Annotated in this window: 13 protein-coding genes; 6 read left to right on the plus strand and 7 right to left on the minus strand. The window is 65.1% G+C overall.

The window, feature by feature from the left end; all coding sequences use genetic code 11:
• The first annotated feature begins 7 nt into the window (after nucleotides 1–7).
• Complete coding sequence (locus tag CH275_RS22930) at nucleotides 8–1,228, plus strand: acetyl-CoA C-acetyltransferase (RefSeq protein WP_032376585.1); 1,221 nt, start codon at nucleotides 8–10, stop codon at nucleotides 1,226–1,228.
• Nucleotides 1,229–1,294: 66 nt separating this feature from the next.
• On the opposite strand, the gene CH275_RS22935 is transcribed toward CH275_RS22930, so the two are convergent.
• Nucleotides 1,295–2,140 carry a Bax inhibitor-1/YccA family protein gene (locus CH275_RS22935; RefSeq protein WP_094680517.1) on the minus strand — a complete coding sequence of 282 codons (846 nt, stop codon included), beginning with the start codon at nucleotides 2,138–2,140 and terminating at the stop codon, nucleotides 1,295–1,297.
• Between the two features lie 197 nt (nucleotides 2,141–2,337).
• Between CH275_RS22935 and CH275_RS22940 the strand changes: the two genes are divergently transcribed.
• Nucleotides 2,338–2,763, plus strand: coding sequence for a hypothetical protein (locus CH275_RS22940; protein ID WP_094680518.1), 426 nt, complete (start codon nucleotides 2,338–2,340; stop codon nucleotides 2,761–2,763).
• Nucleotides 2,764–2,767: 4 nt separating this feature from the next.
• Here CH275_RS22940 and CH275_RS22945 read toward each other — a convergent pair whose 3' ends face one another.
• Nucleotides 2,768–3,895, minus strand: coding sequence for a class I SAM-dependent methyltransferase (locus tag CH275_RS22945; protein ID WP_094680519.1), 1,128 nt, complete (start codon nucleotides 3,893–3,895; stop codon nucleotides 2,768–2,770).
• A 176-nt stretch (nucleotides 3,896–4,071) separates the two neighbouring features.
• On the opposite strand from CH275_RS22945, the gene CH275_RS30160 reads away from it, so the two are divergent.
• The gene (locus tag CH275_RS30160; RefSeq protein ID WP_254925592.1) at nucleotides 4,072–4,194 is read left to right on the plus strand and encodes a hypothetical protein; all 123 of its coding nucleotides are present in this window, start codon (nucleotides 4,072–4,074) and stop codon (nucleotides 4,192–4,194) included.
• Between the two features lie 3 nt (nucleotides 4,195–4,197).
• Here CH275_RS30160 and CH275_RS22950 read toward each other — a convergent pair whose 3' ends face one another.
• From CH275_RS22950 to CH275_RS22960, 3 genes are read right to left on the minus strand one after another with little or no spacing between them, the layout of a single operon-like run.
• Nucleotides 4,198–4,722 (minus strand): peroxiredoxin, encoded by a 525-nt coding sequence (locus tag CH275_RS22950; RefSeq protein ID WP_094680520.1) that lies wholly within the window; start codon nucleotides 4,720–4,722, stop codon nucleotides 4,198–4,200.
• Nucleotides 4,723–4,738: 16 nt separating this feature from the next.
• Entirely contained in the window at nucleotides 4,739–5,509 is a 771-nt protein-coding gene (locus tag CH275_RS22955; RefSeq protein WP_094680521.1) for a tyrosine-protein phosphatase, read from the minus strand.
• Between the two features lie 25 nt (nucleotides 5,510–5,534).
• Complete coding sequence (locus CH275_RS22960; protein WP_094680522.1) at nucleotides 5,535–6,107, minus strand: antibiotic biosynthesis monooxygenase; 573 nt, start codon at nucleotides 6,105–6,107, stop codon at nucleotides 5,535–5,537.
• A gap of 169 nt (nucleotides 6,108–6,276) precedes the next feature.
• Here CH275_RS22960 and CH275_RS22965 point away from each other — a divergent pair, with 169 nt between their 5' ends.
• Nucleotides 6,277–6,768 carry an Lrp/AsnC family transcriptional regulator gene (locus CH275_RS22965; RefSeq protein ID WP_094680523.1) on the plus strand — a complete coding sequence of 164 codons (492 nt, stop codon included), beginning with the start codon at nucleotides 6,277–6,279 and terminating at the stop codon, nucleotides 6,766–6,768.
• Nucleotides 6,765–7,910, plus strand: coding sequence for an NAD(P)/FAD-dependent oxidoreductase (locus tag CH275_RS22970; RefSeq protein ID WP_094680524.1), 1,146 nt, complete (start codon nucleotides 6,765–6,767; stop codon nucleotides 7,908–7,910). The genes CH275_RS22965 and CH275_RS22970 overlap by 4 nt, the downstream gene beginning before the upstream one ends.
• 67 nt (nucleotides 7,911–7,977) lie before the next feature.
• Here CH275_RS22970 and CH275_RS22975 read toward each other — a convergent pair whose 3' ends face one another.
• Complete coding sequence (locus tag CH275_RS22975; RefSeq protein ID WP_256991179.1) at nucleotides 7,978–8,595, minus strand: TetR/AcrR family transcriptional regulator; 618 nt, start codon at nucleotides 8,593–8,595, stop codon at nucleotides 7,978–7,980.
• Between the two features lie 146 nt (nucleotides 8,596–8,741).
• Between CH275_RS22975 and CH275_RS22980 the strand changes: the two genes are divergently transcribed.
• On the plus strand, nucleotides 8,742–10,211 hold the full coding sequence (locus CH275_RS22980) for an MDR family MFS transporter (protein ID WP_094680526.1): 1,470 nt from the start codon (nucleotides 8,742–8,744) through the stop codon (nucleotides 10,209–10,211).
• Between the two features lies 1 nt (nucleotide 10,212).
• Here the strand turns inward: CH275_RS22980 and CH275_RS22985 are convergent, their stop codons facing one another.
• Entirely contained in the window at nucleotides 10,213–12,360 is a 2,148-nt protein-coding gene (locus CH275_RS22985; protein ID WP_094680527.1) for a thiamine pyrophosphate-dependent enzyme, read from the minus strand.
• Nucleotides 12,361–12,364: the final 4 nt, after the last annotated feature.

Consider the following 12,364-nt stretch of genomic DNA (forward strand, 5'->3'; position numbering starts at 1 on the left):
AGATCTCATGCCAGAGGCAGTCATCGTCGCCACCGCGCGCTCACCGATCGGCAGGGCGATGAAGGGGTCGCTCAAGGACATTCGTCCCGACGACCTCACCGCTCAGATGGTCGCCGCTGCGCTGGCCAAGGTGCCCTCGCTCGACCCCAAGGACATCGACGACCTGCTCTTGGGCTGCGGTCTGCCCGGCGGCATGCAGGGCAACAACCTCGCTCGCATCGTCGCAGTGCAGCTCGGCTACGACTCCCTGCCCGGAACGACGATCACGCGCTACTGTTCGTCCTCGCTGCAGACCACCCGCATGGCGCTGCACGCCATCAAGGCCGGAGAAGGTGACGTGTTCATCTCCGCCGGTGTCGAGAGCGTGTCGAGCTTCATCCACGGCAGCTCCGACTCGCTTCCGGAAAGCCACAACCCGATCTTCGCCGACGCCGAGGCCCGCACCAAGAAGGCACAGGAAGAGGGCGCGGACAGCTGGACCGATCCCCGCGAGAACGGCGAACTCCCCGACGCGTACATCGCGATGGGCCAGACGGCAGAGAACGTCGCGCTGCTCACCGGCATCACCCGCGAGGATCAGGACCACTGGGGCGTCCGCAGCCAGAACCGCGCCGAGGAAGCCATCAACGCAGGCTTCTTCGAGCGAGAGATCACCCCGGTGACCCTGCCCGACGGCACCGTCGTCAACACCGACGACGGCCCTCGCGCCGGCACCACGTACGAGAAGATCAGCCAGCTCAAGCCGGTCTTCCGACCCAACGGCACCATCACCGCAGGCAACGCGTGCCCGCTCAACGACGGTGCAGCGGCGCTGGTCATCATGAGCGACACCAAGGCCAAGGAACTGGGCCTGACGCCGTTGGCGCGCATCGTCTCCACCGGAGTCACCGGCACGTCTCCGGAGATCATGGGCCTCGGACCGATCGAGGCCACCCGCAAGGCGCTGAAGATCGCGGGCATGTCGATCTCCGACATCGACCTGTTCGAGATCAACGAGGCCTTCGCGGTACAGGTCCTCGGATCGGCGCGCGACCTCGGCATCGAGGAGGACAAGCTCAACGTCTCCGGCGGTGCCATCGCGATCGGCCACCCCTTCGGCATGACCGGTGCGCGCATCACCACCACGCTGCTGAACAACCTGACAACACAGGACAAGACGTTCGGTGTCGAGACCATGTGCGTCGGCGGCGGCATGGGTATGGCCATGGTGCTCGAACGCCTCAGCTGACCTGACTGCTACAGACGAAAAGAGCCCCGCCCTCCGAAAGGAGTGGCGGGGCTCTTCGCGTGAGTACTAGTCGTTGTTGAAGTAGCTCAGCAGACGCAGGATCTCGATGTACAGCCACACCAGGGTGATGGTCAGACCGAGGGCGACGCCCCAGGCTGCCTTCTCCGGTGCCTGTGCGCGGATCAGCTGATCGGCCTGGTCGAAATCCAGCAGGAAGCTGAACGCCGCGATGCCGATGCAGACGAGGCTGAAGATGATGGCGATGGGTCCGCCGTCACGCAGCCCCAGTCCACCGTCCATGAAGAAGCCGGCAACCAGGTTGCCGAGCATCAGGACGACGACTCCGATGAGGGCACCGACGACCATACGGGTCAAGCGCGGGGTGACGCGGATGGCACCGGTCTTGTAGACGATCAGCATGCCGAAGAACACGCCGAACGTGCCGAGGACGGCCTGGGAGATGAGTGTCCCCGCTCCGACTCCCTGGATGGGGAAGGTGAACAGGAAGGACAGTGCTCCGAGGAAGATGCCCTCGGCCGCCGCGTAAGCGAGAACGATCGCCTTGTTGTCCATCTTGCGACCGAACGTGGCGAACATGACCAGACCGAAGCCGATCAGGCCACCGCCGATGACGAACGGCACGGCCAGGTCGTTGTTGTTCTGGACGAGCAGGTACGAGATGATCGCCGTGACGCTCAGCACACCGAGGGTGATGCCGGTCTTGGTGACGACGTCGTCGATGGTCATGGCCCGCTGCGCGGGCTGCGTGGTGTACGGATCGGCCTGCGTTCCGGGATGCTGGCCGAAGGTTGCGGCCTGCGAGGCTCCAGCCGTCGCAGATCCGAATGTGGCATAGCCGCCGCCCTGCTGCTTGGGCAGGTTGCGGAACACCGGGTTGCTGGAGGTGCGCACCGTGTCTCTTCCCTTCGTAAGTTCTGATCCCCACCGGGGATCTCCCCGTCGGTCACCAGTAGAACGTCTGACATCCGGACAAAAGTTCCCAAGCGGAGAACTTCTACGACGGACAAAACGGACTCTACCGGGTAGGGGCTCGACACGCGGAGACGACTGCGTGTGTGACACCGAATCGAAACGGGCACTATGAGGAAATGGCAATCGAAGACGGACCCGACCAGACCTTGGACCCCAGCGAAAGCGTCGACTCCGACGAGGTGCGCAACGATGACGGTGACACCGTGGTCGATCCTCCCGATCACTGGAGCGAGGCCAACAGCTTCGGCACCACGGCCCGCGAGGCCGCCGTGGGCGAGAGTCTGGATCTCAAGCTCAGCGAGGAAGAACCCGACATCGCCGTCGAGGACGATCTCGACCGCCCGATCACCGAGACCCCGGACGACGAGCTGACCGAGGAACTGGTCGACCACGTCATCGAGGAGTCGGACGAGGACCCCGACGTCGACTACGCGGAAGGCCAGCGCCAGGCCGAGATCGTCGAGGGCACTCTCGTCGAGGATCTCGGACGCAACCGGGGTCAGATCGACGGCACACCCGAGGACGGCGGCCCGGTCACCTGACCGCCTACCGTTGCTCGCTCGGACGTACCGAGCGAGCGACGGTGAACTTGCCGTTCTTTCCCATGAGATCGGTGGGGCCGACCGCGTCCGCCAGTTCGCGCCGATAGTTCAGATGAGTGTTGAACACCGTCCACATCTGTCCGCCCGGCCGCAGCACTCGACCCGCCGCCGAGAACAGCTTGCTTGCGCCTCCCGTGTGCACCGCTGTGCCCTCGTGGAACGGCGGGTTGCACACCACCAGATCGACCGATTCGGACTCGAAAGTCGACATGGCGTCGTCGATCGTCACCGAGATACGCGCTCCGTTCGCCTCCGCCGTGGCCGCCGCCGACGCGATCGCTGCGGACGATCGGTCGGTGGCGATCACCTCGAGATCGGGCCTGGTTCGGGCCAGCTCGGTGGCCAAAATCCCTGTGCCACAACCCAAGTCGACGGCTACTCGGGCTCGTGGGAGCATCTTCGGAACGAACCCGAGTAGATACCTGGTCCCGATGTCGAGACCTGCACCCGCGAACACCGCCCCGTGCGCCACCACCGTCAGATCCAGGTCGGCAATTCGCTTGCTCACCGGATACGTCATGCCCGACGCCACCGCCCCGGTTGCGGTGAGCACTCGGGCCTTCTGCCGGCCGCGGCCGGCCGTGACCGTCTCGAACGATCGTCGCAGGACCTCGTTCATGGCGGGGGTCATGTGCTTGTCGCGGCCCCCGGCAAGGACGACGACATCCGCCGACGCGTGCGCGGCGGTGTGCTCGGCGATCTCGGTGAGTTCGGCCAAGCCCCGCGGCAGCTGCATCAGCACCACGCCGACGCCGTCGAGCAGGTCGGCTCCGAGTGCGTGCTGGGTGTACGAGCCGGTCATGGCAACCCGCGCAGCGTTCAGCTCCAGCGCCCGCACGCCCGTCACGGCGTCCTGATGGACTCGCACGTTCGTGAACCCGAGCCCGACGGCACCGAGGGTGAGAGCCCCGTATCGGTCGCCGATCACCGCGATGGGTGCCGTTCTGTCGATTCCCGAACGCTCGTCGACGGTATCGAGGACGAGACGGTCTGCAGCGTCGACGGCATGAAGGTTGGGTGCCTCGGCGTCGGGCTCGCGGCGCAGGGCGTCGAACAGGGATTCATCGGGCACTCGAGCAGTATCCCACCCGGCTGCATGTGAACTTTCGCAGTCGTTCCGCAGGCTCCACCCCGTCGTGCGCGTTTTGCGTAGGTGGACCTACGCAAAACGCGCACGAGGGGATGCGGGTCCCAGCAGAGCCAGCGCGGCGAGTGGCTATTGCGGTCGATCAGGGGCATGCTCGGGGAATGGAACACAAAGACAAGAACGAGGCGCTCTTCAGCCATCCCGACGACGCATCGACCGATGCGCACGCCGAGGCTTCGAAGCCTGCCGTCTACACCGCCCTCTTCAGCGGCGCCAACGAATAGCCCTCACGACAGGTAGCGCAGGTACTCCAGAGCCTTGGTGGCATGGACATGACCGCGTTCGCTCTGCACCACCATCCGCACCACTCGGTGCCGATCTATCACGAATGTCGTCCGCTTCACGGACAGCAACTGCCGCAGTAAACCACGGTTGGCCGCATGCGCCCGCCCGCGTTCGAGCTCACGAAGCCGACGCCGCCGGGTGAACCACCCACCTCGCCGTACTCCGAATTGCTCCGCAACCGCCCCGTCGGAATCCGACAGCAACGGAAAGTCGAAGGACCTCTGCAGCGCGAAATGCTGATTCTTGTCGCGGGTGTCGGTGCTGATCCCTACTCGCCGCGCACCGAATCTGCTGAATTCTGTTCCGAGGTCCCGGAAATGGCAGGCCTCGGCGGTGCAGATGGGACTGTTGGCCGCCGGATAGAAGAACAGCACCACCGGGCCCGATGCCGTCAGCTCGGAGAGCGCACGGGATTCACCCGAATGATCGGGGAGCTCGAAATCCGGGGCCGTCTGTCCGATTCGCATGGGGCGAGGCTACCGCTCACTCCTCCACGAGGGAGGCGGTCAGTCGACGACGCAACGCCCCATCGATTCCCAAATGCGTCAGATATCCGTCGAACGATCCGTGGTTCGACTCCATCGCGGCCCATCCGTGCTCCAGGTAGGAGGCACGGACGCCCAGTATCGCCTCGGTGGGTCGGACCTCCGCGTCGGCCGCTCCCACCCAGGTTCGACGGACATGTGCGAGTAGGGGCTCGATCCCGTCGTTGCTGCGTAGGTAGTCCGCGACGATGTCGTCCTCGCCGACACCGGCCGCCCGCAACACCGTCGCAACGGTCCACCCTGCGCGGTCCTTGCCTGCAGCGCAGTGCACCAGAACGCCACCGCGCCTCTCGACTACTGCGTCGACCACACGCTTGATCGCGTGCGATGCACCGTCGAGGGCCGAGAAGGACGCGTAAGCCCGCATCATGTATTCCACTTGGCTCTGCTCGTCCTGCATGGGTGCTTCGTGTGGGGCGCGCACGGCTCGAACGCTCTCGAAGGGAACCGAGATCGACTCCACGCCCGGGGGAACTCGGTCTGCACCACTTCGATCGATCTCCGAACCGCTACGGAAATCGAACACCGTGCGGATCCCGAAGTCGCCGACAGAACGCCGGCCGGTCTCGGACAGCGCGCTCAATTCGGATGCGCGATAGAACAAACCGGGCCGAACCGTCGCCCCGTCCGTGGTTCGCACACCACCGAGGTCGCGGAAGTTCCACGCTCCGTCGAGAGCGAATTGATCGTGTACTCGGGCGTCGGGCATGGACTCGAGCCTATCGAAGGTGGTGCTACGAGCGTGGTGCCAGCCATCGACGTAGCCGGGCGGTGACGAACGGCATCACCACGTAAACCATCAGCGGCGTGCACATCATCACCACCACAGCGGTGCGCACAGCCACGTTCAGGTCCGTCAGGTGCGGCGTGAGGACGATGTTGACGAGCAGGCTGACGGCGTAGAAGGCCACGCCGATCGACACTGCCTGCTTCCACCGCGGCGGCGGGCCACCGATCACCCGCACCGCGTCGGTGCGGTCGGACTGCGGCTCGAACCATCCCTCCACACCCGAAAGCCGATGCGTCACAACGTCGTCGGCAATCGGTCGGCCAGTGCCGAGCCAATCGCGTCGAGCATCCGAACGCAACCATGCGTCGAGGTGGTCGTGGGTCTCGAATCGGTACACCACGTGATAGTCGTTCGACTCGCCGGAACCGCCCAGCCAACCACCACCGAGGAATCCGGGAGAGGTTCGGACCAGTTTCATCCCGCGGTCGGTCCAGTCCACGAAATCCGCTTCGTATCCCCGACGAACGCGTCGTGCGACCGAGGTCGTGACGTGATCGAGCGTGTCGGTCGTGGTCATCCGGTACCTCTCCTGTGTGTTCGTCACGGATCGATGTGTTCTACACAGAGTGCAGGCACATGGACCTGCTTTCAAATCGCGGGCGCAATCGAAGAACGATGGCTCAGAGACGGAAACAATGTGACAATTCGTCCACGCAGGCCCTTCTCGAACAACCTGGAGTGGACGGATGGCACAGACCGAGTACCAGCTCGACGACGTGGACCGACGCATCGTCACCGAGCTCAGCCGCGACGGCCGTATGTCCATGCGTGCCTTGGCCGAGGCCACGCATATTTCCCGAGCGCACGCGTACGTGCGCGTCGATCGTCTTCTCGACGAAGGTGTCATCGAGGGGTTCACCGCGCGGATCGCATACGAGAAGGCCGGCTTCGGAGCGTCCGCGTACGTGGCGCTGTCCATCAGACAGGATTCCTGGCGCGCGGTCGCCGACGATCTGAGCACCTTCCCGTTCGTCGAACACGTCAGCCTCATGGGCGGCGACTTCGACGCACTCGTCCTGGTGCGAGCGCCCGACACCTCGGCCCTGCGCCATCTGGTGCTCGACAAGCTGCAGGGACTCGACGGGATACTGTCGACGCGAACCTGGCTGATCTTCGACGAGGCGATCGGCCCCGGCGCGCAGTGGACCGCAGAGACAACGAACGGGAGCAATCCATGACTACGTCCGAGCGCGAACAGAACTCCACCGACGTCATCGTGATCGGCGGCGGAATCGGGGGTGTCTCGCTCGGTTACGAACTCGCGAACGACCGACGCGTCACACTGCTCGAGCGCGAAGCGACACTGGCCTTCCACACCACCGGCCGCTCGGCCGCGCTGTTCCTGGAGACCTACGGCAACAGCACCATTCGCGCCCTGACAACAGCCAGCCGAGAATTCCTGGTGCACCCGCCGGAGCACTTCCGATCCGAACTACTCACCTCGCGCCCCCTCCTGCAGTTCGCGTCCACCGGGCGCGGTGAGGCGCTCGAGAAAACGTACGCAGACGTCAGCCGGCTGACGCCGGATGCCCAATTGGTCTCCCCTGCCGACGCGCGCACGTTCTTTCCTCCACTTCGCCCCGAACTGATCGATTGCGCTCTGTACGAGCCGCATTCGATGGAGGTCGACGTGCACGCACTGCACCAGGGCTTCGTGCGGGGACTGCGCGCACGGGGCGGACGAGTCCACACCGGAGCCGGGGTGAAGGCACTGAGGCGCGTCGACGGACTGTGGCACGTCCACACCACGGATGGGTCGACGCACAGTGCTCCCCTCGTCGTCGACGCAGCGGGCGCGTGGGCAGATGCCCTCGGGGCGATGGCGGGAGCCGAGCCCATCGGGCTCGTTCCGATGCGTCGGTCGGTGTTCATGGTCGGCGCACCCGACGACCTCGACACAGCGCACCTCGCGACATTGAGCGACATCGACGAGAAGTTCTACATCAAACCGGAAGGCGCGCAGCTCTTGTGCTCGCCTGCGGACGAGACGCCCACCGAGCCGAGCGACGCCCGCCCCGACGAGTTGGAGATCGCGCGGGCGTTCGACGACATCGCCGAGGCGACCACGTTGACCGGGCGGCATGTTCGATCGTCCTGGGCAGGCCTGCGCAGTTTCGTTCCCGATCGCACCCCGGTCGTCGGGTTCGACCCGAACATCGAGGGCTTCTTCTGGTGCGCCGGGCAGGGCGGGTACGGCATTCAGACGTGCGCGGCGCTGGCCCGGGTCGGCGCGTCTCTGGTACGGCGGCAACCACTTCCGGTCGACGTCACCGACCGCGGACTCGACGACGCGGACCTGTCGCCCAGCCGCTTCGGGTGAGAGGCGCTTCGCGCCACGTGCACGAAAACTCGACCCCTGCTACGAAGTTCCACTCACAACGACACGCTCAGCCGGCCACGACGCGGCGCAGATCCCGCAGCGTGGTTCGGTAGATGTCCACCAGGTCGGCGTCCTGCCCGGCGTCGATCCGTTCGGCCCAGTCGTCGAAGGTGATCCGCATGGCCATCCCGGCACCCTCGATCAGCAACCGTGCGTAAGAACGTGTTTCGTGGCCACCGAGCGCGGCGGCCACCGAATCGGTGACGCGGCACAGCGTCATGGCGTCGGTCGCGAAGGCAGCGGCCCGCAGGTGGTCGTCGCGCCCGATCAGCCGCCTAGTACGCAGCAGACGATCTCGCGCCTCGTCCGGTGCAGCGGAAAATCGTTCGACGGATCGCTCGTACAGTGCTTCGATCGCAGTGAGGGTGATGTCCTCGGGTGCCGTCGATGCCAGCCAGGCGTCGATGTCCAGCTCGAACTCCGGGGCGAGGCCGAGAACCGATTCTTCCTTCGACGCAAAGCTACGAAAGAACGTACTGGGCGACACTCCTGCCCGGCGTGCGATTTGGTCCACCGTCGTGGTGGCGCAGCCCTGCGTCTCGAACAGATCGAGAGCAGCACGGGTGATCTCGAGGAGGGTTTCTCGGCGACGGCGCTCCCGCAGATCCGGTACTTGTTCGCTCATCATCGTCCACCCATCGGCCGCTCCTACGCACTAACGGTGTCAACTTACCAGCAATGGTCAAGTTGACAGTAACTGTCACAATGATTCAAGCTGTCTACATAGACGTCCGCTCCCACCTCGAGCCCACACGCGAAGGTTTTCGACACATGACCACATCCGAGACCGACCACGCTCCCGACGCGCAACTCGCGCCGGGCAGCAAGTTACTGATCGGCATCCTCGTCATCGCGGCGTTCGTCATGATCCTCAACGAAACGATCATGAGCGTGGCGCTACCCACCCTGATGGTCGACCTCGACATCTCCGCGACGACGGCGCAGTGGCTCACCACCGGATTTCTGTTGACGATGGCGGTGGTCATTCCCATCACCGGCTTCCTGTTCCAGCGCTTCACTCTGCGTCAGGTGTTCGTGGCGGCCATGACGCTGTTCACCGTCGGCACTCTGTTCGCTGCCTCCGCTCCGGGCTTCGAGTTGCTCCTGCTCGGGCGCGTTACCCAGGCCAGCGGCACGGCGATCATGTTGCCGCTGTTGATGACAACGGTGCTCACCGTGGTTCCGGCGCACAAGCGCGGCGCAATGATGGGGGTGATCTCCATCGTCATCGCTGTTGCACCCGCGATCGGTCCGACGATCTCGGGGATCATCCTCGATTCGCTCGACTGGCGTTGGATGTTCTGGCTCGTCCTACCGATCGCACTCGTCGCGTTCGCTATCGGGACCGCTCTGGTGAAGAACGTGACCCAAACCAGTCGGCCGTCGTTCGATCCCGCGTCGGTCGTGTTGTCCGCGTTGGCTTTCGGCGGCATCGTCTACGGTCTGAGCAGCCTGGGCCACTCGGCCGAGGAGTCCGTGATGCCGGTATGGCTGCCGATGGTCGTCGGTGCCGTCGCCCTCGTGGTGTTCGTCCTCCGGCAGATCTCGCGTCAGGAGCGCGGCGGCGCACTGCTGGATATGCGTCCGTTCCGCACTCCCACCTTCAGCATCGGACTCGGCATGATCGCGATTTCGATGATGGCCCTGTTCGGCGCATTGATCCTGCTGCCGATGTATCTGCAGAACGTCCGCGGCCTCGATACTCTCGACACCGGACTGATGCTGCTCCCCGGCGGACTGCTGATGGGTTTGCTCGCCCCGTTCGTCGGACGCATCTTCGATCGAATCGGGCCGCGTCCGTTGGTCATTCCCGGTGCCGTCGTGGTGAGCGCTGCACTGTGGTCGATGACAGTGCTGGACGCGCAGACCGCACTGCCGATCGTGATCGGTATCCACATGTTGCTCTCGGCGGGTCTCGCTCTCATCATGACGCCGCTCATGACTTCGTCGCTGGGATCACTACCCACTCAGCTGTATTCGCACGGTAGTGCAATCTTCAGTACGGTTCAGCAGTTGGCCGGTGCTGCCGGTACCGCACTGTTCGTCACCGTGATGTCCACCACCGCAGCCGCCCGCATCGACGACGGCGCAACGGCTGTGGTCGGCTCCGAGGCCGGTATCCACACCGCATTCCTCTGCGGCGGGGCCGTGTCACTGGTGGCAGTGGCCGCGTCGTTCTTCATCCGCGCCCCGGCTCGTCGTGACCAGGATGAGCCAACCCCGGTCCAGCCGGTGCACTGAGTCACCCGGTTTCGACCATCTCCACAGCCGCAGAGACGATCTCGTCCTCCGAGAGGAGGACGAGATCGGCGGCACCGCCGAGCGGGACGAACGAGTTCTTGCTCGTGACCCTGCCGATGGCACCGTCGTAGCCGCCCTCGACCAGAACGGTCACGACGCCCTCGCCGACTCCCCCGTCGTGTCGGGTCTCGTCGGCGACCAGCACTCGATCGAAGTGCGCGAGCCGGTGCAACAGGTCCTCGGCAGGTAGCGGAACAATCCAGCGTAGGTCCACGACCGTCACCGCAATCCCGCGCCCGCGCAACGTGGATGTGGCGCGTCTGCTCATCACGACGCCGTTGCCGAACGTGACGATTGCAAGATCACCGCCGTCCCCATGAAGCCCGACGGTGCCGAACGGGGCCTCCGAATCGTCGACGCATCGCAAAGCCCCATCGCCGTCGTGCAGATCGACTCGGTGGTAGAGCGCGATCGGCTCCAAGAAGACGCACACTCGCCCCTCCTCGACAGCCAGTGCCACAGAGGTTCTCAGGAGGCCGGCGGCCTCGGCCGCCGAACTCGGAACCGCTACCACGATGCCCGGGATGTCGCGCAGAACGGCGACCGCGTTGTCGTTGTGGAAGTGCCCGCCGAAACCGCGTTGATAGGCCAAGCCGGCGACGCGCACCACCATCCCATTGGTGAACTGCGCATCGGAGAAGAACTTCAGCGACGCGGCCTCCCCGCGCAGCTGATCCTCGGCATTGTGCAGGTACGCCAGATACTGAATCTCGGGTATCGGAACGAAACCAGCGAGCGCAGCACCCAGGGCGGTGCCGAGCACGGTCTGCTCGTCGAGCAGAGTGTCGAAAACTCGTGCTGCCCCGAACTTCTTGCGCAAGCCCTTCGTAACGCCGTAGACGCCGCCTTTGACGGCCACATCCTCGCCGAACACGAGGACGTCGGGTCGCGCAGTCATGATGTCGGTGAGAGTTCGGTTGATCATCGCGGCGAGTGTGAGACGCTGCTCGCTGGGTGCACCGCGCAGACCGGTCTCGGTGGCGGCCACAGCGATAGGTCGTCGTTCGGTGAGCGGGGCCATCACCGCGTCCGCGGTGGCGAGACGCGACGACGCCCCGGAGCGCAGCGAGTCGACCGTCGCCTCGGCCTCGCCCATGACGGTCTCGCGCATCGCTCGGTAGCGGGCCTCGACATCGGCTGCCGAGAGAACACCGGCCCCGATCAGCACACGTGCGCTCGCCAGCAACGGATCTCGCGCATAGTCGCCGACAATGTCTGTGCTCGAACGGTAGGCGAGTTCGGCATCCGATCCGGCGTGGCCCATCAATCGCACCGTCTCCAGGTGGAGGACCACCGGACGGCGCCGATGACGCACCGTTGCAACCGCAGCGTCGATGGTGCGCATCAGTGCGACCGGATCATCGCCGTCGGCCCGCACGTACTCGATCGACGGAAATCGGCTGAGCGACTGCGCAATCCAGCCCCGCGGCGATCGGGTACTGATGCCGATGCCGTTATCCTCGCAGACGAACAGGATCGGCATCGGAACGGACTGGTGCGCGCAGTAGGCAGCCGAGTTGAGCGCACCCACCGTCGTCGAATGGTTGGCCGAGGCGTCGCCGAAGCTGCACACCACGATGGCGTCCTCAGGCCACGGAGTTCGATGTCGGAGCGCCTTCGCCCGGCCGAGCGCGAACGCCAGACCGACCGCGCGCGGAACCTGGGAACCGATGGTCGACGTCTGCGGGACGATCCCCAGGTCGACGTGCCCGAACACCTTGTGGCGGCCACCGGAGATGGGGTCCCGGGTCGAGGCGACCAGACTTGCCAACACGTTCCGGATCGGCGTCGAATCCGAACGCTGTTGTGCACGTGCCGCATAGAATCCGCCGGATCGGTAGTGCAGCAGTGCCGGGTCGGTGACCTCGGTCGCGGCCCCGACGGCAGCATTGGCTTCGTGCCCGGACGAGCCGATGGTGTAGTAACCGAAGCCCGCGGACTGCAACCAGCGAGCAGCGAAATCGAGATGCCGACTGGCGAGTTGCGCGTCGAAGTACCGGATCAGTCGCTGCGGTTCAGCGACGACCGACCCACTGAGCCCGATCGAACGAACCTGCTGCAGGAAGTACTCGTCGATCGCTTCGGCCACACTC

This window comes from Rhodococcus sp. 06-235-1A (genome assembly GCF_002258785.1).
Classification (GTDB): domain Bacteria; phylum Actinomycetota; class Actinomycetes; order Mycobacteriales; family Mycobacteriaceae; genus Rhodococcoides.

Coding starts and splice junctions, on each gene's coding strand:
- CH275_RS22960 (WP_094680522.1), bottom strand. CDS start 6,107: ATGACCACGACCGACACGCTCGATCACGTCACGACCTCGGTCGCACGA.
- CH275_RS30160 (WP_254925592.1), top strand. CDS start 4,072: ATGGAACACAAAGACAAGAACGAGGCGCTCTTCAGCCATCCCGACGAC.
- CH275_RS22970 (WP_094680524.1), top strand. CDS start 6,765: ATGACTACGTCCGAGCGCGAACAGAACTCCACCGACGTCATCGTGATC.
- CH275_RS22955 (WP_094680521.1), bottom strand. CDS start 5,509: ATGCCCGACGCCCGAGTACACGATCAATTCGCTCTCGACGGAGCGTGG.
- CH275_RS22975 (WP_256991179.1), bottom strand. CDS start 8,595: ATGAGCGAACAAGTACCGGATCTGCGGGAGCGCCGTCGCCGAGAAACC.
- CH275_RS22930 (WP_032376585.1), top strand. CDS start 8: ATGCCAGAGGCAGTCATCGTCGCCACCGCGCGCTCACCGATCGGCAGG.
- CH275_RS22965 (WP_094680523.1), top strand. CDS start 6,277: ATGGCACAGACCGAGTACCAGCTCGACGACGTGGACCGACGCATCGTC.
- CH275_RS22940 (WP_094680518.1), top strand. CDS start 2,338: ATGGCAATCGAAGACGGACCCGACCAGACCTTGGACCCCAGCGAAAGC.
- CH275_RS22950 (WP_094680520.1), bottom strand. CDS start 4,722: ATGCGAATCGGACAGACGGCCCCGGATTTCGAGCTCCCCGATCATTCG.
- CH275_RS22980 (WP_094680526.1), top strand. CDS start 8,742: ATGACCACATCCGAGACCGACCACGCTCCCGACGCGCAACTCGCGCCG.